The organism is Wukongibacter baidiensis (assembly GCF_050888315.1).
Taxonomy (GTDB): Bacteria; Bacillota; Clostridia; order Peptostreptococcales; family Caminicellaceae; genus Wukongibacter; species Wukongibacter baidiensis.
Window position 1 is genome coordinate 2,287,688 of the sequence record NZ_CP138202.1, and the last position, 20,907, is coordinate 2,308,594.

Below are 20,907 nucleotides of genomic sequence, written 5' to 3' on the forward strand. Positions count from 1 at the left end.
AATATCCCCCTATAATTAAAATTTCTAACAAATATGCAGTTCTCAAAAATATCTTAGAAATGGTATATAATAGTGTATTTGAATAATATTTTATACTATTCTTTCATATTATTATGAAATTGATTAAATTTATGTGAAATCTTTTCAATCTCATTTATAATTTTAATTGAACCTTTTTTAAACTTTAACCTAAAGTATAGTGCTCTAAGCAATCCCTGTATGTTTTCTTTCCAATAAAATTTTTCAGCACTATGACTAGGTTCTCCAAGTTCATTAAAACTTCTTATCCAATCGATAATTTCATCCTCAATGAGTATATTTCTTGACATAATATTTATAACTACCATAACCAATCTCTCAGCTTCTTCAGTTATATGTACATAATAACTTATGCTAGCTTTTTCCTTTACAACTTCTAGTAGTTCTAATAACTCATCCTTTTGTATGTAATTGCATAGAGCCAGTGTTCTCAAAGCAGTCGCTGCATGGGCTAGAGAATGTGCCCAGCCTCCATCTTCTACATAACCTCTTACATCCTTTTCCAACCTTACATACTTAACAACGTCCTCAAAAACTTTTATCATTTCTTCTTTACTTAATAGATCTTCTCCAAATTTGTTATGATAATATACTATCCATCGAACAATCAATATTGTAAAACCTCTATTAAATACTGAGTCATCTTTCTTTTCCCCTATTTTATAGAAAAGATGCTTATCGCTTAGGCATTTATTTAACAGCTCTCTTATGACATCCTTTGAAAGCTTTCTTTCTGTAATTAACTTATATAGAAAAGTTAATATTAAGCTATCCCTTAATTCTTGATCCTTTACTCCTATATTGTCCATTGCTTCTAATGCAAGCTCTCGAATATCTACATCATTTGGAATCTCCCAATCATTGCTTTTAATTTCTAAAAGCTGACTCTTTAATTCTCTCTTTTTTTCCACTGCATCTTTCCCCCTGTCCTAATAAATGATTAGCTCTTAATCTAACACGATTATATCAAACTAACACTGACATATGTATGTCAGTATTAGTTCGATAATTAGGAACAAGCGGGGTCTGGCCTTTATAATTTCGTTATCATCATATTGCCAATAATCTCGTCTCCCTTACATACTTGAAGTTTTAAGAGATTTTTTAAGGTGTCAACAGAACCGTCACAACACCTAGTCCTTCATTAATAATAAATATTTTTAAGCATTATTTGTATCTTTTTTAAAAAATTTATCAATAGTTACAACCGCTTGACCCACATATTCATCAATGTCATATAGATCAATAAGTTGTTTATAGCCTAATGAGTGTCCATTGTAGAAAAAATTGACGCTTAATAGATTGAACAAGCATTCACATAATTATTCAATATACATACTATGTAGTGCAAAGTAGACAACTTTATAATAAAAAACTATAAAATGAAAGGAGGATAGTATCATGCTATTTCAAAACTTAATAAAAAATAGCAACTTTGAAGATGGCACGCTAGACCCATGGATAGGTTGTAATGCTCACATTGAATCTAAATTATCGCCTTCTATGACAGGGAAATTCAGTGCAGTTTTGACAAGTAAAGAAGTTGATGCAAGTATTGAACAAATTATAAATGTTATACCTGGTGAAAGCTATAATCTAACCATCTCTGTAACAACCGATGAAGAAGGAATCTCACCCCCTATAAAAGTTGTATTAGAATTTTTAGATTTGTCTGGTCGACCCATCAAAGATGGTATTAATTTAAGTATATTAAAGGGACAACTATCAGATTGGTTTAGAACAACTTATAAAACCATACATCAAAATAGTTTACAAGTACCTGCCAATTCATATTTTGCCAAATTGACCATTATGAAAATGGCATCTTCCTTCACAACAGATGTAGTAATTGATAATATTGCTTTAATAAGCATAAAAGAGGAAATCAGTGTCCCTACAGCATATGTAGGAAACTCTGGTACCAATACTGTATCAGTTGTTGGTACTAATCTTGATACTATTACTGTTGGCGAAGGTCCTGTAGCAATGGCACAGTTAACCGTAAAAAATAAACAATATATCTACGTTGCAAATGAGGATGGGACAGTTTCTGTTATTCAGGTATCTGACAATACGGTTATAGCAACCATTGATTTACCTGGGGAACCTTCATTTCAATTTAATCGAAATATTTTAGTTAACTCAGATGAGTCTACTGTTTATATAGCAAATCATGACTCATCTACAAGCAATGGCTACGTTTCAGTTATTGATACTTCCACAAATACTTTAACTACTTCTATCATTGTACAGAGTAATCCAGTTACCATGGCTCTTACCAATGATGGGCAACCTAATTCTGGCTTATTATATGTAATTAATAATGGAAGCCATTCTATTTCTGTCATTGACACATCTAGTAATACAGTCACTGACAATTTTGAAATAAAAAAAGCCGACCCTAAACATTTAGTCATTACCTTTGATAATCAATATTTTATAATAGGCTATGATGATGGTCATCATTTCCATGTAGGAGAATTATCTACCAATACTATTATTAAAAGTGAAAAGTATGGTGGTAAGAAGCATTTAAAAAGCCTAACGCTCTCTTTAGATGGCACATTGCTTTATGCAGGATATAGAGTGGGCAAGAATAGTGATCAAGATGGAGCTGCTATTAAAGTGTATGATATTTATGATAATTTTTCAGCGATTCAAACAATCAAATTTGGGTATTACCGAACACCATCAGATCCTCTAATGTTAATAGAATATGAATTAACTGAAGATTATAATATTATATATACAACAGGAGTTAGTTACGGCACATATCTTTATGAGATTATAAGACAAACAAGTACCAATATATTTACTGAAATGTCTCATTTAGATATTGGTAGTTTTACTGGATTTTTTGCACTCTCTTCTGATAATAATTATATAGTAACTGTTAACTCCAATAATAGTGTAACCTATATCCAAACTTCATCATTTAGTGCTATAGAAGCATTTTACGTACAAAGTAACCCACAAGTCCTTTTAATCTTAGATAGTAATTAAAGCTTTCTAATAGTAAAATAAAATTCTTCAGATAATAAATAGAATAATAAAACCAAAAACTCTCTAATGGGAAAGTAATAAGTTTGCTTTAAAGCATAATATAGAACGTCTTTAATTCTTTTCTCTCACATATAGTGGTAGTTGTATCATGGTGCTACTACCACTATATGTTTATAATACAGGGATTCAAAAAAAATCTTAGGGACAGGTTCGTCGATTTCCATCTAATCAACACACCTATCCCTTGACACCTTTTATTATATATTTGTGTAAAAACTTTTTATACTCATTTCACCGTTTTTACTAACTATCTTTTTCAAACCTCATTCAATAAATGCTTGTGGCTATTACTATAAGCATTCATTTATGTAGTCCCTTTGTCTGTATTATTTTTCTTTCTTCAAAAAAACATATGTATTTTCATCCGATAAATGTCCTGCAAAAGCATAATTTAGCCTACTAAAACTTTTGATATCCTCTACATCTTCAATTTGCTTTTCTGCCATAAATCTTACCATTTCGCCTCTTGCCATCTTAACTAAAGTGCCTTTTTCAACTACCTTTTTTCCAATTATTTCTCCGAATACACAAGTAATAAATCTCTCTTTTTTGCTCAAATACTTGGAAATGCATTTACTGTACTCTTTAGATGCCAAATTTATAATGCAGTTACTTTCCGAAAAAAGTTTATCCGCTAGTCTTCTGCTCCAAAATTCATAAAGCGAGTTTAAAACGTCACCTCTCAACTTTGCCTGCATTTCTAACCTATAAGGAACAACCCCATCAAAGGGGCGTAGCATACCATAAAATCCAGACAGAATACGTAGATGTTTCTCAAGATATTCAAATTCTTTGGTTTCAAACACTTCTGAACCCATATACTGGTACTGAATCCCTTCAAATGAAAGGATAGCTGGAGTCAGATTATTGTACAAATCTATATTATGAATTCGCTCATAATTTAGAGCCGCTATTTTATCACTACAATTCCATATTGATTTTAGTTTTTCATAATCTAATTCCTTTAAATATGCTAGGAGAATTTCTGAATCCTTTATAAATTGTGGAAGCCTGTAATAATCTAAGGAATCTGTATCTACTCTCATCTTCTTTGCGGGTGAAATAATGATTCTCATAATTGCCTCCTTCTATTGTAAATCAATAAGTGATTGGTGCAACTGGAGTCTTGCTCACTTTTTCTCCATAAGTATTATAATATCATACCCTCTACTTCAGATAGCTCTCTGTCCCCTTATCTGTTACTAATATCTATTACTTTCTTTGATTCAGTAAAACTGATATAATGTGAATATTAATACAATTTGGAGGCCTATTATGGATGGTATTTTATTACTTTTTTACGATAGTCATAATTATTGCACCCATCATTGTAACATTCTTATTAGCAAAGAAATATAGAGAAAACAAATTTGCAAAATATATTCCCTCAATCATAAGTTTTCTAATTGGAATATTACTATATTCAGCGGGTGAAGCTAAAACAGGGTTATTTGCAGGCTTGTACGAACTGTTTTTTTCAGTAGCTCTTTTTATTTCTTCTATCATTTCTATTATAACAGCATTGATATATGAAATTTATAATCATTTCGTTAAATCAAAAAATAAAGAATAATCTATTGTTTAACATTAGCGTTACTTTAAGATATTATTAACATAATCAAACCTAAAAAAAACAATTTTGCAATCGCATATAGGGGTGAAAAGTTGAACTGTCGGGTGTCGACAGAACCGTCGCGACACCTATACATTGTAATTACTTAAGGAGATGAAAGGTTTGAGTGATGAGTACTTTATTTTCAAAATCCTATTTCTTATTCTATTAGGTCCCATAATATTAATAGCTTATTTTTATTTTGTTCTTCCTGCTCTATTAAGGATATCTCCATATTTTAATAAGGTATTTAAAGGCAACTTTTCTATTGTAAAAGCAATAATAATATTAATACTCTCCTCAACTATACTTCGGTTATTGTTTATGATTTTCATAAAATTTGCTGCTTAGTTATCATATTAGTATCTCTTCGTTAACCCCACATTTTGCGACTAATCTAGATCAAAATCTATTTCATTAATTTTTTTAAAAGCATCAAAGTTAATACCTTTGTTCCTAAGGAACTTATAAAGCTTATTGCTTTTTGTACAATTCAAAATCTGGCTTTTATAGTTTTGTTATTAATATTTATTAGTATAACAAAACTATAAAAGCCAGACCCCAATCATTCCTGATTCATAACTTACTACACATTAAAGAGACACCTCCAAACTATAAGAGGTGTCTCACACATATCTAGGTTAATTATTACATTTAACCTTTGTGAAGTTCATTTTCTACAATAATACTATCTGAGCTAAAATATTTTTTTCCCTTTTCTGTTACTGCTTGATGTTCAGGGGAATAGTAATAAGCTTCAGCTTGTTCTATACTTGGAAATTCTAGGATAACAAACTTACCTTCTGGAAGAGACCCTTGTAAATGTTTTACCTTCTGAGATACTGCTAGTGCTTTACCTCCATATTTTACAATAAGGGGGTGCGCAACAGAAAGATACTCACGGTTATAAGCTTCCAAGTCATGAACCCTAACAAATGCAACCATTAATGCTGACATAATTTTCCTCCTTTTATCCTTTATTTAAATATGTTGATTCAAAGATATTGTCTGCCTAACTTGATATATCATCAAATCCTTTGAAAGGGATAAAGTCCTTAGAATTCTAAAAACCCAACTCCCAACAAAAGCTATTATTTATTAAAAATACATCTAATTCCATCAGGTTGACCACATTGATAGCATGATGTACATCTTGATTCTGCACCTTCTTTCCATTGCTTAACCAAATCGGGTTCGGAAATGAATGGTCTGCTGAAAGAAACAGCCTCGATTTGATCATAGTTTATAAGCTCTTGAGCAACCTTTTCTGTACGAATACCGCCAGTAGCAATAAGAGGGACCCCAACTTCCTTTGCAATTTCGATGGTCTGCTCTTTAAAATAGGCTTCCCTTCCATCAAAGTTAGGTGTCGGTCTCCTTGCTCCTCCTACTTCACCTACAATCCCGCCACTGACTTCAATAGCGTCATATCCTGACTCTGCCAGTACCTTTGCAATTTCTTTGCCATTCGGGAATTCAAGCCCCTTCACATCATCGTTCATAAAATCGTCAATGGACAATTTGATGAATACGGGGAAATCTCTGTCACATTTCTTTGCGATAGCCTCTCTGATCTCGACTAGTACTCTTGATCGATTTTCAATGGATCCACCATATTCATCGGATCTTCTGTTATAGTATGGTGATAAAAATTTATTGAGCAAAAATCCAAATGCTCCTTGAATCTGAACACCATCAAAACCTGCTGCTTTACTACGTAGAGCGGCATCGCTAAACTGTTTTACAACGCCTGCAATATCCTCCTTAGACATTGCTTTGGGTATAATTTTCGAGAATCGATCTTGAATCGCTGATGGACCTATGGGTTCGTAATCAATTTCCCAGAGCACTGTTGACCCGCCATGTACAAGTTGAGAAATCACCTTCCCACCTGCTTCATGAACTGCATTAGTAAGTTCCTTTAAAGATCTAATATAGGAATCATCATGGATGCTCAGTGAATTAGCAAGCGCTTTTTCTTCCGTTACTTCCACTCCACTTGTTATGATTAAACCCACTTCTCCTTGGGCCAGTTCCGTGTACAGCTTAACAAGGTCTGGAGTAACAGCTCCATTAGAAGACATCCCCTCGTGGGTTGAAGAACGTACAAAACGATTTCTTACTTCAATTCCACCCAGAAAAGTTTTTTCATATAATGACTTCATTTAAAAACCTCCTTACATATCTTGAGTTCAAGATATATCCTTAAAAAAATTTATTTATTTTTTTCTACAGAAGCACCAAGTTTTTTTATAGTTTCAGTAATCTCATCAAGTTCATCTCCTGAAAATGAGCCTAAAACTTTGCTTATATAAGGTAAATGTTCTTTGTTCACCTTTTTTAACATATCGTAACCATCATCAGTTAATTTTAAGAAAAACTTCCTCTTATCCTCATTATCCTGAATCTTCATAACCAGCCCTTTGTTAATTATTCTGTTGGTAGCATAGGTTATTGTTCCACTGGTTATTAATAAATGGTCTCCCAGTTTCTGCATCGGAATAGGTCCTGTATCTTCCAAAACAGTTAAGATTAGATAATCAGTAGTTGAAATACCTAGTTCCTTAAGATGCTTTGATAAAGAGTCATCCAGAGTTTTATAAAGTTTTCTTAAAGCTGCCATAAGTTTCATTTCCTTTTCGTACACTATTCCCTCCTGAATATCTTGACTTAAAGATATATTACACTATATTTTAATCTTCGTCAAATATCTTGAGTTAAAGATATTTTTTTCTAGTAAGATTGAACAGCTGAAATATAGTAAATTAGCCAATGAGAGTTTTAAAATTCTCGTTGGCTAATCGCTTTTTCATCTATTAGGTGTAATCTCCACTCAATCTCTAAGTATCCTAATCATAATATCTGCCATTACACTTCTTACATTCCGGTTGTCTACAAATAAAGGTTACACATTTCCAGAAAAGGAATGTAATCAATAATAAAAAGTAAGGGACAAAAGTTATTAGTAGACCAGATCTGAGCATTGCCAGAATTTGCTCCTGTAATGAAGGATTTCGGGCATATGCTATTATAGCACTGCCTATTTCTACTCCAAATGCAATGGCAACACCTGCTAACACTATGCTAACTGCAAGAATAAAAATATCGTAAACTCTATTCTTCATAATGAACCTCCCTTCCTTTTTTTTCAATATATCTTATGAGTAAGATAGTAATTTGGATACATTAAGTACATCCAGAGATATAGAGACAGTTGCTGTAACAAGTCAGGGTCTGGCTTTTATAATTTCGTTATCCTAATAAATATAAATAACAAAATTATAAAAGCCAGACCCCAAATCCATTTTGTTTTTCTTTAATCATAACATCACTTCAAAATATATCGAAAGAACCGTCTCATCAGTATATGTAACGAGCAAATCTATAAGCCGAGTTCTGTATTGCGTAGAATTCTTTTTTTTTATTACTATATGTATCTCAATGCATTGGAAATACTACAAAAATAATTTGCTGTATTTTATTATATCTTTTTATATTCTGCTTTCAATGGCAAACTCGATACTTGCCACCCATAAATTTTTATTCCGTGAAACATAGAGTTTCCATTGTCTCTGCGCTAAATATAAGTTATCTGTAACTTTTAAAAAACAAATAAGTTGCGATACTCTAATAATACTATATACACATATGATTTTCATACTTGACATAAATAAAAGAGATAAGAAGAATACCGTATCTATCATTTTGGGCGAGGGTACTCCCACTTCAACGAAGTAAGTAGAAGTAGCAGTTTTAGGTAGATTTTAGAAAGTACACTTGCTAATATAGGTAATATTGTATATAATTAGACATAATAATAAATTGTGAAATAATGGTGAACAATATCCGCTTACTAATTCTGTGACAATTTAATATGAAGAAGGAGGCTATTTAATGATGAAAAAAGAATTGAGAAACAGACTTATAGCATCAACTCTAATACTTACCTTAACTCCAATGTATTTTTTTGGATTTGGTTTCTTTAAAAAATTTTTTAAGAGCCCTGCCCATGAGGTAATCACTGACAAGACTCTATAAAACTTACTTTAACATTTTTAAATTTAATAGTGTTCTAATTGGTAAGGGTAAAGCTCATTTTTTAGTTCGTTGAACTTCTTTTTGTGGGCACTCAGTATAAAAAAGCATAAAAAATAGACGGGTTGTCCCGTCTATTTATATTTCTCGTAGGATTCTGCTATAGCATCGTTTACTATATTTTCGATCTTTTTCTTTTGTGCTGTAAATTTACCTTTTAAGATGTATAGTTTTTCTATGTTGCTAGTATCTAAAGGGTAAGTTTTCTTTATTCTTTCATTTCCTTTATTTCTTGTTTTGAAGTTTTATTTATATCCTTGATTCCTTGCAGTATTCCTTTACTGTTCATGTGCTATCACCTCATTTGCTAATTTCATGTAGTCTATATAAGCGTTGCACGATTTATCATAGTGAACTACAGCCATTTGTTCATCTTGAGAATATTCAATTTGACCATTTATTCTGATTAACGTCTTGAAGACATTATCGTCAAAAGCATCTTTTAATAATTGTTTTATATTTTTTGAGATTTTCTTTTTTGATTAAAGCGTCACAAAAAAGCTCAGAGTAAAAGCCGTCTTAACTTTGGTCTACACTATTTAAAAAATATTTATGATGGTAAGGAATATGACTTTATGTAAGCCTGGAAATACAGAAAAAAGCTACTGATAAACTAACTAATTTGCTTTCCGGTGGCAAAATAAAAAACACTAGATGCAAAACCTAGTGTTTTCAATAAACAAGCAAATCTATAAGCCGAGTTCTGTATTGTCTGAAACCCATACTCCTATTTCCCGTGAAAACATTGAAATAACTTAATTGCAAGGAATAGTATTTTTAGTCATTTTTATTAAAAACACAGAACTTTTCTTCTGAATATGTTTAATTGCAAAAACCAGAGTTATTTTTAATGCTTTCTTCCTAGTTTAAAGGCATAGTTTAGGAGGGAAATAGTGTGATTATTGACTTGTGTTATCAAGAATTTTTAGACAACCTTATCTTACTTAAAACTACATAAAGGTTATAAAACAAATACTATCAGAAGAAAAATACATTCTCTATCTTCATTTTTTAAGTATCTTCTGGAAACTGAATACATTGAGAAAAATCCTATGTTACCCATTCATGCTCCAAAAGAGGAACAAAAATTACCTATTTACTTAACCGAACAGGATATAAGGCTTCTTATAGAACAAATCAAGGTCTGGCTTTTATAATTTCGTTATCATAATAAATATAAATAACAAAATTATAAAAGCCAGATCCCAAATCATTTCTAATCAAACCAAAAAACGACACTTTTCCTTTTATTAAGGATGTGATATGCTATTTAACGTTGAAACTTGTAGGTCGTTTTTAAAGGAGTGATTATTGTTGAAAACAGATATAGTAACTGAAAAAGTAGTAAAAGGGAAGAAAATTTATATTGTAGAGAATCATCACGAAGTTATAATTCCATGGTCAGAATATGCTTCTAATAATGAAACTGCACCAGTATTATTAACTTTTGACCACCATATAGATACCCGTAGTGCATTTGGTAGGCATTCCCGTAAGGTTGCTGGCCTAGAATGGAAACCCGTAAGAGATCAATTGATAGCAGATGTAGATATAAATGAGTCAAGTGCAATTGCATCATCATTAGAAAGACTTTGTAATGATGAGCATATAGATTTTGCTTTACAAACAGGGATGATATCAGACGCAGTAGTATTTAGCCTATTGAATGCAGGTATTTGTAGAGATTATTCCAATAGTAAAATTTACTATATAGATCCTTGCTGCACTAGCAAATGTAAAAAAAGTTCACATGACGATGAGTGCCAAATTGATGTATATGATAAGGTAATAGAAGGAGAGGAACTATTGTTTAAACTAAATAAGATAAATAAGTTTATACCTGGCTTTTTTGTCTCGAATAGAATAAACAAGAAATTTATTTTAGATATTGATTTAGATTGCTTCCATACTAAAAAAGCTATCAATGCCGTGGATATGTCTGTTTTTAACTATTTAGTAAACAATGCAGAAATAGTTACTATAGCAACGGAAGGATATTATGTTGAGTTAGAAAAAAAGGATGATGATATAAATGAGCATTATCTTTTAGAAAAGTTATTAGCGCATATAGAAAATGCTCTAGAAAGAACAGAAGGTAATAAAAGCTTTAAATTCCCTAAATCCAATAACACAAAAGAACTTATTGCTATATCTTAAAGAAGTCATTGTATTAGAGTCTATGGAGGGTTAGGATCCGACTTTACTAATTTATTCTTTTACAAAACACCTTTGTTTTATTTTACTATTCTGCAAAATGTAGAGATTTCCATAAAAATAACCTATGACAACTGTCATAGGCATTTTCTTTATATTCTTTTATTTATCTCTTGCTACTGCTTCATTTTCCATATCTCTATCGTTTTTCTCTAATAATCTCATCACTTCAAAACATATCGAGAGAACCGTCCAATCAGTATATTAGCTACTTATTTTTGTTTAATCTACTTTTTCTTTAGATGATAAGTAAATCCTATCATACCTAATGACATTATTACCAATAAGCCTATATTGACTAATGAAATTGGTGTGGTAGTTTCCTGACCTTGTCTTTCCTGTATTGGACGATCTCCTACGTTAGCTTGTTGTCCTTGTCTTTCCTTCATTGGACGATCTCCTCCATTGGCTTTCTGTCCATCAGGAAAATTCTTACCATCAGGTATTAATCCTTCAGGTAATTCATCCTTGAATTCCATGATTTTTTCTATCGGTGGCATCTCACCATTTTCAAAGTATTCCCTTAATTCTTCTGGTATGTCTTCTATATTTATCCCTGGTGGGAGGCCATTCATCATGCCGCCTTTTTTGCCTCCTTGTTTCTCATTTCCCATTTGTGGAGGACCACCCATTTCTCCTTTACCACTCATGCCTCCACTTCCTGTACCCGCATTACCTTGACCGTCGTTGGTACTTGGAATAGTGCCTTCAACCTGATTCCTGATATTTTCATTTCTTTGACTTGCAAAGCTTAGCAAACTTAAACTTTTTTCTGTATCTTGAAATAGTGCCTCTTCAAATTTTTCATAGGTATAAAATGAAGTAGGATCAATTTCTACGTAGTCTTTAATCATCTCATATGTTGTCATAACTTTATCAGTAAACTGATCTTCTGATAGATATCCATCGAGCAAAATTTCTATATAGTCGTGATAGCGCTCTACATATTCCTCATTTTCAAAGATTGCTTCAATAAGAGGATAGTTTTCCATTGCTCCTACGACAGGTTCATCGATTAGAAATTTTGTTGCATCCTCATCGGTTAATTTCGACCTAGGAAATCCGTTGAAAATCATATTGAGATCCCATGAAATCCACTCAAAGGTTCCATTGTTATTGTATAAATAATAATTGTGGAACATACCAGATTGATAAGAATCTAAGTGAACTGTTACGGTACTCATTGCTAAGTATTTCAGAAAAGAGTCCACATCTAGTATGCTTTCCAGATCGTCGCCTTCTTCTATACTTTTAATCAATTCAGTAATTGCTTCATTTCCATTGGTAGAAAGATTTTTAGGCTCTAATCCTGTATAGTCTGAACCATCGTCTGATATATATGCCAAATCACTTCCAATACCCATCTCTGGCTTGTAAAGCTCGCCAGTTGCATTTCCATAATGCTCTTTTAAAAATGCTTCATCAACCTGCTCTACAGCTAGGTATAAACCATGATATTCCTCATTAATATATAAGGCTACAAAGGTTGTCCTTGATGCATCTGCATCTAGCTCGTCTAACATCTCATAACCTAAATACTCAGCCATCATAGTTGGGTCACTGAATAAATTGTTGAGATTAAGTTTTGTAACACCATATAAGCTTTGATCATCTATATAATAGTCTAAATCCACATCTAAGCTAAACCTTTCACTATCAGAATTTGCTACGGATTTTAGACTAGAATTGCCCTTTGGCCTTATACCTACACTGCTAAAGCTGTAACCATTATAGGTTATATCTGCCATGACGGTTTCTTCCGAAATTGCATTGTCAATCATTGTGTTATAACTCTCTTCTTCTATATCAATATAAACATCAACCACTTCATCATGGGGAAATATAACCCTATCAATTGTGTTTCCATTCTCTTCATTCATTGATTTAGTACTTTGTGCGATTCCTCCATCAATGGATAGTAGTAGGAGGAAAACGCATAAAAAAGTACATACTATCTTTGTCCATTTCATAGGATCACCTTCTTATCCTGAATATTCATTGCTACTCACAAGCATAGCATTTGATACAGATTTAATCTTATTTATCTCGTTAATAAAAGCTGTTTCTCCATCTCTAATTCTTAATTCTACTGTAAGCTCTGTACCTTGTTTATCAACAGTTTTTGATCTCACAAAGTATCTAGGAACTGTTACCTTAATCTCATCTAATATCTGAAGCTCAGCTGCTTCATCTGCAAAGCTAACCAATAGCATATAAGGTGTCTCTTGTTTTACATTTTTTGTTAACATATAAATAATGATCCCTACAACTAGAGAACCAGCTACGGCAAGTAGATAGAAGCCTGCTCCAGTAATAATTCCTGCTGCAATTGACCAAAACATAAACACTATATCCATAGGGTCTTTGATTGCACTTCTAAAACGAACAATACTTAGGGCACCAACCATACCTAGGGATAAAACAACATTAGACGTAACGGCTAAAATTACAAGGGCTGTTACCATTGTCATCATAACCAATGATATGTTAAAGCTCTTTGTGTACACAACGCTCTGATAGGTTTTCTTGTAAACTTGAAAGATAAATGCTCCTATCATGAAAGCTAAAAATAATGTTATACCAATAGATACTGCTGATATGCTAGTGGTATTTTCTAAAAATCCTGTTTTAAATATATCTTGAAATGACATATTTATTCCTCCTTAATATATATATTTTTTTATTATTAAAAACAACTATTGTATTTTCTTGAGTAAACGTATTTAGATGAAGATGCCTGCATTACATGACCTGTCTGGATTAAGCTTCTTATATGGTCAGGTAAGACTCCATTAAACTTCACCTCTACGATTACCTGTTCAGACTCTATTGCCGGTGTAAAATGGATATTTTCATCAAAGATCATTGTTTGACAATTGGCAGTCTTTACATTCTTATCAAAGGTGATTCTTAGATCTCCTATTGGATGGGTAAAGGCTTCTCTTTCGTATCTAACAATTACCTTTGGCTTAAGTAACCCATGATTCAGCTGCCTATAAAACTCATGATAAAGATATCCCTCTTTAGCCAATAAAAACTCAGTATCACCTTCATATATTTTTTCTACTTCTTCAACTAATAGTGGCTCAGAGATTTTCATTGTCATCTGGTTAATCTTAGATTTTTTCTCTAGCTTTATATATGTTAAATCATCATTATAATAACGAATACGATATTTATGCCTAAAAGCTTCACCATTAATTTTTTCTTTATAGGCCTGATTGTCGTAGTCATCAAAATAAAGGCTAGTAATAGAATAACTCTTCCCCTGACTGTTTCGATCTCTTTTCAATACCTTTTCAAGGCGTCTAACTAAAACTAAATAGTCAAGCTGGCTAACCATATATTTTAACTCATGTCTTTTTCTCGCCACTTCAATCATCCTCCTTTCTGATCATTACTTCAAACACAAGTGTGTTTACAAATCTTTAACTTAACATATACTTTACACTCTGAATGTCACATTTATATCACAGCCTAAAAAAAATCTATTGTATATCCTGTGATATAAATGTAACATTAAATTGAGATAATATAAGGAAAGAAAAGATTAACAAAAGATAGGTGAAAAAAATGAATAAAAAAATCCTCATTGCAGATGATGAGACGAGAATGCGAATTTTAGTTTCTGACTTTTTATCCGTTGAGGGATATGAAGTTATTGAAGCTTCCAATGGTAAAGAAGCTATTGACCTTTTTATGGAAGACTCACAGATTCATTTAGTTATATTGGATGTAATGATGCCTCATTATAACGGTTGGGAAGTATGTCAAGCTATAAGGGAAGTTAGTGAAGTACCTATTATAATGCTCACAGCTAAAAATAAAGAACCCGATGAACTGAACGGTTTTAAATCAGGAGCCGATGAATACATTACAAAACCCTTTAGTCCAACCATATTTGTAGCCCGTGTCAATGCATTAATTAAGCGAACCTATGGGCTGAAAAGTGGCAGTGAAGAAGTCATAAAAGGCGATCTCTGTATTCATCTTAAGCAGCATAAAGTTACTTCTACTGGAAACCCAGTTGAATTAAGTCAGACGGAATATGATCTCTTACTATATATGATCCAAAACGAAAGCCAAGTCTTATCAAGAGAACAATTATTAGATCAGGTTTGGGGTTATGAATATCAAGGAACCGACAGAACTGTGGATACACATATAAATAGGCTACGGATTAAATTAAAAAGTTGCGGTTGCTATATTCATACACAACGTGGATATGGTTATAAATTTGAGGTGATCTAGATGAACTCTATTAAGAAAAAACTCTTCATACAGATAGGCACATTGATTGTTCTTTTCATCGGTTTATTAATCTTAGCCAACACCTACTTACTGCCTCCTTATTATACTAATAAGAAGAAGGCGCAACTAATTGACTATTATCAGCAGATTGATGTCCTCGATACCTCAGAGTATGAAGATAGTCTAGCCAGTTTTGTTTCTATTGAAAACGCCTCCAATGTTGACATATTAATCTATATCTCTAGGGAAGATATTATTTATTCTTCTAAATCCTACTTGTTAGATAAAAATTTCAAGAAAAAGTTCGGTGGAATGCCAGATCCTAACAAGAAAAAGGGCTCTCCTCCTCCAGTAGAAATAAGAAACGAAGAATATATTAATGACAAAATAAAATTTATTTGGGCAAAGGATATTATTACAGGTGGTGAAAATCTAATTCTAACAGGTTCTTTAACAAATGGTCACTATATTGATTTACGACTACCCCTTATTTCAGTAGATACAAGTGTGGCTTTAGCCAATGAATTCTTAATTATTGTTGGATTAATCCTATTTATTATCGCTATGATATTTGCTTACGTTGTTTCTAACTCTTTTACAAGGCCAATTTTAGAGATGAATAAAGCTACTCTTCGCATGAAAAAGCTAGACTTTGATACCAGATGTAAAGTAGAATCCAGTGATGAACTTGGTCAGCTTGCCCATAGTATAAATGAAATGTCCGTTGAGCTTGATAATACTATTCACTCTTTAAATATCAGCAATACGGAGCTTCAGCAAGAGATTAAAGAAAAAATCAGAATAGATGAGAAGAGAAAACAATTACTCAATAATGTTTCCCATGAACTCAAAACTCCGCTAGCACTTATGCAAGGTTACGCCGAGGGTCTTAAGTTAAATGTAGCGAAGAATCATGATCGAGTTGACTTTTACTGTGATGTCATAGTTGATGAATCAAAGAAAATGAATCATTTAGTTCAAAACCTATTAAACATCAATCAAATAGAATTTGGCGATGAAATACTGTATAAATCAGAGTTTGAAGTTGTTGACTTCGTTGAATATATCATGGAAAAGTACGCTCCTAGATTTAAGGAGAACCATATTGATGTTAAGCTCAATCTTATCAGCCCTACGGAGGTTTATGCTGACTCATTTAAAGTCGAGCAGGTACTTACAAATTACCTTAATAACGCCATTCAGTATGTAGATGAGCGTAAAGCGGTTTGTGTTACTCTTTTAAAGGAGAATAGCACAGTACGCATAGAAGTATATAACTCCAGTCAGCCCATCAACGATGCCGAGCTTGAAAAATTATGGGATAGCTTCTACAAACGAGATAAAGCAAGAACAAGGGAAAGTGGCGGTCATGGTCTTGGTCTATCTATCGTCAAAGCCATTCAAGAAGCCTCCGGAAATGACTATGGGGTAAGATATGAAGGCAGTGGGATTACTTTCTGGTTCGAATTGGATATTGCTGATTAGAGTGATGTTATTTTTAATACAATAAGGAAGTATCAAACAAAGGGAATACAGACTGTCAAACAAAGACTAGCTAACAAAGCCAATACTTTTTCTAAGAAAGTATCGACTTTAGTTAGCTAGTCTCAAATCATTTTATTTCGTGATTCCATTAAAATCACGTAGTCTTTCTCTATATAGTTCTGCTGTTTCCATATAATCTATCAAAACACCTTCATCTTTTACAAAATGAATATATCCTGCATCTTCACCTTTTAGACGTGGAAACAATTGAAAGTGCAGGTGATTTCTTTTACCATCACAAATTGTGCACATATAAACTTTCTCAGCACCTAATATTTCTTTATGAATTTTGATTATCTCTTTTGACATTTTCAATATATATGTCCCTAGTTCCAATGGCATCTCTGAAATATCTTCATAATGTTCTTTTGATACGATTATTGTTTGCCCAGTAGCTCTAGGGTATTTTTCAAATTGACATCTAATCAAATCATCTTCGTATATGATTAATCCATCATCAGGAAAAACATCACCATGCTCAAAGTTATAACACCCAAAACAAATACCATCATCTTGCAACTTTTTTATCTTTGTGTATCTTTCTTGTAGTGCCTGTCTATCTTCTTCTGATAACTCTCTTAATCGCAATTGTTCACTCTCCATTCAACTCTAACGTCTGTCATATACTTGAATTTCTATAGTAATAACTTTCTCACAACTAGTGCATTTGCGAACCAAGGTTTGCAAAAATCTATGTACATTAGTCATTCTTTTCATATCATATCATATTTTAGTAATATTTTACCAATTAATATAACCTACAATAGAAAAAGTCTATTGCGCTGCATATAACAGACAAAGAGACAGGGACTTATCTTTGATTTCAGACAAATCCCTGTCCCTTTATCTAAGTAGGCTGTTTCAATAAAATGTATGATTAATCTTCAAATACGGTTTGGTCTTCAACCTCTGTTTGTAGAGCCTTTAACCCCTTCTCAACCAAAGCTCTTCTTATTTTCTTATCTCCTTCCTCTCCCAAATGAGGATTACCTAGTGGATAAGGAATACCAATAGCTGGTACAATCCTGTTTGCGCCGATTGTTAATGATATAGGTACTACTGTAGCAATATGAACTACAGGGATTCCTGCTCTTTCAATCTCTTTTACCATCGTTGCACCGCAACGTGTACAAGTACCTCAGGTAGATGTTAGGATAACTGCTCCAACTCCATCTTCAACCAATTTTTTAGAGAAATCTTCACCAAATCCCTTTGCATTTCCTACTGAGGTACCAGTACCTGTGGTTGTAACGAAATAATTTGCCAATTCACCAATAACGCCTTCTCTTTCTAAATCTCTCATAACATCTAAAGGAACTACTAAGTTTGGATTTTTTAATACATAGGCTCGGTCATATCCACCATGTATCGTCATAAATTCATCAGGGGTTAGTAAATCCATACCTGTAATTTCATATATTCCATACTTTGTTGCACTAGATGATTCGATTCTATCAGGATTTCCCTTAGGTACAATTCCTCCCGATGTAACCAACGCCACCTTAATCTTTGACATATCTTTAATAGCCGGATTAGGCTCTACACGATCAAAAACTGGCATAGGATATTCTGTTATACATTCCTTACCTTTTATCTTTTTCATCAATAATTCAATACCACGTTCTGAGCCTCTTTTTTCATGGAAATAATTTATTCTTATACCTCTTACATGATATCCTTCTTCTTCTGGTGGTCCAACTTCCTCACCCTTTGCAAGCTTTAAACCAAGCTTTGCAATTTTCGGTATTGCATTTCTCATATCTGCAGCAGAATTTGCAGTTTCTATTATATGTAAATCTTTTTTAAACATATCTGTACCTGGATTTTCTACATACATTCCAGTAATTGCTGGAATACCTAGTTTTTCTTCTACAGCTTTTGCAATCGAACCACATGCAACACCGTATCTTCCAGCATTAAATGCAGGACCAGCAACGAATAAATCTGGTTCGTATTGCTTAATCATTTCTAGAAGCTCTGATTCAGCTTCTTCTAAATTTTCACCAAAATATGAATCTCCACAAATTACTGTAGCTATTACTTTAGCATCTTCTCCAAGGGCTTTGTCTAGCGCCATTCCTGGCCCTACTATATCTTCTATTACTTGTGGAGGAATGTCCGCCTTTTCTTCTCCACCAATTCCAGCAAAGAAATTATTAATATAATGAACGACTTTTAATTTACTCATGTTTCTCCTCCTTTCCTAATATGTTCTAGCCGTTAGCTTGTTGTAGCCGTTAGCAATTGTAGAGGCTATAATAATTTGAAGCTCTGCCTCAATGCTTCCATCGGGTCTTAGACTACCTTCATATCCACCTATCATAGTTTCCACATAGTCTAAGGTACCTATTACTTTATCCATTGGTGGAAACTCAACAATTACATTACCATTTCCACAAGATGCAAGAGCATCTGCTTCAGGAACAGCATCTGCCAATGATTGAGATTTTCCATCTCTACCTGGAAATTCATCGGTTATAAGAACAACCTTAGCCCCTGCCTCTGTAGCCTTCTTGCAGTTCATCATCAAATCTGTATCGGGATTACCGTAACCCTCTTCCGTAATAATCACACCATCTAGTCCCAAAAACTCAACAAATTTTCCAACCATATCCGAAGATCTTTCCTTATCAGCTAGAAATACGTTTTCGTTTGTTAAAATAACCCCTACAAAATTCAAATCCTTACCATGTCTTTTATAAAGATCTTCAATAACTGGATTATTTAAATGATGGAATGTAGTAACCTTGTCACAAGGTGCAACACAATTGCCGCTTGTAATCGCTCCATCCATAATCTCAGTTGGATACATGAAAGTAGGAACCATCTCTTTTGCATCTACTCCATAATAATATGTATCATGAAGTAATCCCTGGGATTGAAGCATATGTATATATCCGACTTTTGGTAAATCTGGATATTGACCTACCTGCTGGAGAAGAGGTTTCGTTTCATAAACAACCACTTCATCGGGTTCAATATTTCTACCAGCTTCTCCTACAAAGGCTCCTATCTTTAAGCCAGCCATTCTAGCAGCTTCTTCGTATGCATGGGTCTCAAGCCCTTCTTTTGGTTCAATAACAATGCAAACATTGTATGTCTGAGAAAATGGAGTATATTTTGCTGTAGGACCAGACATATCAATAATGCCTTCTTGGAATCCCACGATTTTCCCACAGGTAAGAACGGTAGCACCTACTAATGCATGGGTACGTCCAGAACCAACAGTTTTTACTTTATTAACCATTCCGGGGAATATAGCTCCTAAACCTTCAACCTTAACTCTTGGTTCAATGACATCCTTTACTGGAGCAATTCTTATTGATTCTCCTGGGCGTGCAAGTTCAACATCTACATCCTTAATGCGATCGTCTTCCATTGCAATGTCAATTAATTCCTGCTTGTTAACATAAAGCGTTCCATTTTCAACTTTTGTTGTTTCGCCAAATTGAACATCAGTGATTTCAATTTTTCCAAGTTCTAAACGCAATAAAGCCACCTCCTTATATATTTAACAGCCTTGTGCATTTAGCACGACTGCCATAAACTATCCAATATATTTTCCACTCATAGATTTAATGGCACTGCTAATAATCGAGCAATCAATTAATCTAAAATCATCCCTTACCTTCTCTGTCCAAAGGGGTGTAGCTTTACCCTTAATAAATTTTTGGGCGGAAGCAATACTCTCTTCTATGATGGATAAACCATCAAAATCTAAATTTCCTTTCTTTTTACCTATAACAATGGATTTAAAAGGGGTTTCATTTGGTTTTATGCTTCCAGATAGGGGATGTGTCAACAGCTTATGTCCTTTGTGAATCCTATCTCTAACCCATTCTAAAATTTCTAAATATGTATATTCACATAAATACATGGTTTCAAACTTTTTATTATATTTTTCATGAACTAAGCTATTATTTGTAATGATCAATATATCCATAATCTCACCTCTAACCTTAAAATTCACTTATATATCGCTCAAAGAACTCTACTGCCTGTCGAAATTTTATCCTTACTTCTAATTTCTATTTATCTCTTACCTAATATAGGACACTTTTGTATTATGCAACAAATATGCCAATTAT

General features: G+C 33.1%; 19 protein-coding genes. 5 read left to right on the plus strand and 14 right to left on the minus strand.

Features of this window, described 5'->3' with window-relative positions; genetic code table 11:
- Positions 1-95: 95 nt before the first annotated feature.
- Complete coding sequence (locus tag R9X47_RS10385) at positions 96-950, minus strand: DUF2785 domain-containing protein (protein ID WP_432666751.1); 855 nt, start codon at positions 948-950, stop codon at positions 96-98.
- A 490-nt stretch (positions 951-1,440) separates the two neighbouring features.
- Here R9X47_RS10385 and R9X47_RS10390 point away from each other — a divergent pair, with 490 nt between their 5' ends.
- On the plus strand, positions 1,441-3,042 hold the full coding sequence (locus R9X47_RS10390) for an NTTRR-F1 domain (RefSeq protein ID WP_432666753.1): 1,602 nt from the start codon (positions 1,441-1,443) through the stop codon (positions 3,040-3,042).
- 386 nt (positions 3,043-3,428) lie between these two features.
- Here R9X47_RS10390 and yaaA read toward each other — a convergent pair whose 3' ends face one another.
- From yaaA to R9X47_RS10420, 6 genes are all read right to left on the minus strand, one after another.
- Entirely contained in the window at positions 3,429-4,178 is a 750-nt protein-coding gene (yaaA, locus tag R9X47_RS10395) for a peroxide stress protein YaaA (RefSeq protein ID WP_432666754.1), read from the minus strand.
- A gap of 214 nt (positions 4,179-4,392) precedes the next feature.
- Entirely contained in the window at positions 4,393-4,608 is a 216-nt protein-coding gene (locus R9X47_RS10400; RefSeq protein WP_432666755.1) for a hypothetical protein, read from the minus strand.
- 760 nt (positions 4,609-5,368) lie between these two features.
- Positions 5,369-5,671, minus strand: coding sequence for a DUF1330 domain-containing protein (locus R9X47_RS10405; RefSeq protein WP_432666756.1), 303 nt, complete (start codon positions 5,669-5,671; stop codon positions 5,369-5,371).
- 134 nt (positions 5,672-5,805) lie between these two features.
- Positions 5,806-6,879: an NADH:flavin oxidoreductase gene (locus R9X47_RS10410; protein ID WP_432666757.1), complete on the minus strand. Its 1,074-nt coding sequence runs from the start codon at positions 6,877-6,879 to the stop codon at positions 5,806-5,808.
- A gap of 50 nt (positions 6,880-6,929) precedes the next feature.
- On the minus strand, positions 6,930-7,361 hold the full coding sequence (locus tag R9X47_RS10415; RefSeq protein ID WP_432666758.1) for a MarR family winged helix-turn-helix transcriptional regulator: 432 nt from the start codon (positions 7,359-7,361) through the stop codon (positions 6,930-6,932).
- Positions 7,362-7,563: 202 nt separating this feature from the next.
- Positions 7,564-7,839: a hypothetical protein gene (locus R9X47_RS10420; protein WP_432666759.1), complete on the minus strand. Its 276-nt coding sequence runs from the start codon at positions 7,837-7,839 to the stop codon at positions 7,564-7,566.
- A gap of 769 nt (positions 7,840-8,608) precedes the next feature.
- Here R9X47_RS10420 and R9X47_RS10425 point away from each other — a divergent pair.
- A complete protein-coding gene (locus R9X47_RS10425) occupies positions 8,609-8,752 on the plus strand; it encodes a hypothetical protein (RefSeq protein ID WP_432666760.1) in 144 nt (47 codons plus the stop codon).
- A 1,371-nt stretch (positions 8,753-10,123) separates the two neighbouring features.
- Positions 10,124-10,966, plus strand: coding sequence for a UPF0489 family protein (locus R9X47_RS10430; RefSeq protein ID WP_432666761.1), 843 nt, complete (start codon positions 10,124-10,126; stop codon positions 10,964-10,966).
- 284 nt (positions 10,967-11,250) lie between these two features.
- Here the strand turns inward: R9X47_RS10430 and R9X47_RS10435 are convergent, their stop codons facing one another.
- Genes R9X47_RS10435 through R9X47_RS10445 form a run of 3 tightly spaced genes read right to left on the minus strand, consistent with a single transcriptional unit; the run spans position 11,251 to position 14,396 of the window.
- Positions 11,251-12,993, minus strand: a complete 1,743-nt coding sequence (locus tag R9X47_RS10435) for a CotH kinase family protein (protein ID WP_432666762.1) — start codon at positions 12,991-12,993, stop codon at positions 11,251-11,253.
- Positions 12,994-13,005: 12 nt separating this feature from the next.
- The gene (locus R9X47_RS10440) at positions 13,006-13,674 is read right to left on the minus strand and encodes a DUF4956 domain-containing protein (RefSeq protein WP_432666763.1); all 669 of its coding nucleotides are present in this window, start codon (positions 13,672-13,674) and stop codon (positions 13,006-13,008) included.
- Positions 13,675-13,709: 35 nt separating this feature from the next.
- Positions 13,710-14,396: a polyphosphate polymerase domain-containing protein gene (locus R9X47_RS10445; protein WP_432666764.1), complete on the minus strand. Its 687-nt coding sequence runs from the start codon at positions 14,394-14,396 to the stop codon at positions 13,710-13,712.
- Positions 14,397-14,596: 200 nt separating this feature from the next.
- On the opposite strand from R9X47_RS10445, the gene R9X47_RS10450 reads away from it, so the two are divergent.
- Positions 14,597-15,274 carry a response regulator transcription factor gene (locus R9X47_RS10450; protein WP_432666765.1) on the plus strand — a complete coding sequence of 226 codons (678 nt, stop codon included), beginning with the start codon at positions 14,597-14,599 and terminating at the stop codon, positions 15,272-15,274.
- Positions 15,275-16,759: an ATP-binding protein gene (locus R9X47_RS10455; RefSeq protein WP_432666766.1), complete on the plus strand. Its 1,485-nt coding sequence runs from the start codon at positions 15,275-15,277 to the stop codon at positions 16,757-16,759.
- Positions 16,760-16,891: 132 nt separating this feature from the next.
- Here the strand turns inward: R9X47_RS10455 and R9X47_RS10460 are convergent, their stop codons facing one another.
- The 4 genes from R9X47_RS10460 to R9X47_RS10475 all read right to left on the minus strand — a co-directional run bounded on the left by R9X47_RS10460 (position 16,892) and on the right by R9X47_RS10475 (position 20,762).
- Complete coding sequence (locus R9X47_RS10460; protein WP_432666767.1) at positions 16,892-17,407, minus strand: HIT family protein; 516 nt, start codon at positions 17,405-17,407, stop codon at positions 16,892-16,894.
- 289 nt (positions 17,408-17,696) lie between these two features.
- Positions 17,697-19,007: a sarcosine reductase complex component B subunit beta gene (gene grdF / locus R9X47_RS10465; protein WP_432666768.1), complete on the minus strand. Its 1,311-nt coding sequence runs from the start codon at positions 19,005-19,007 to the stop codon at positions 17,697-17,699.
- A 15-nt stretch (positions 19,008-19,022) separates the two neighbouring features.
- A complete protein-coding gene (grdG, locus tag R9X47_RS10470; RefSeq protein ID WP_432666769.1) occupies positions 19,023-20,309 on the minus strand; it encodes a sarcosine reductase complex component B subunit alpha in 1,287 nt (428 codons plus the stop codon).
- Between the two features lie 57 nt (positions 20,310-20,366).
- Positions 20,367-20,762 carry a GrdX family protein gene (locus R9X47_RS10475; RefSeq protein WP_432666770.1) on the minus strand — a complete coding sequence of 132 codons (396 nt, stop codon included), beginning with the start codon at positions 20,760-20,762 and terminating at the stop codon, positions 20,367-20,369.
- Positions 20,763-20,907 lie beyond the last annotated feature (145 nt).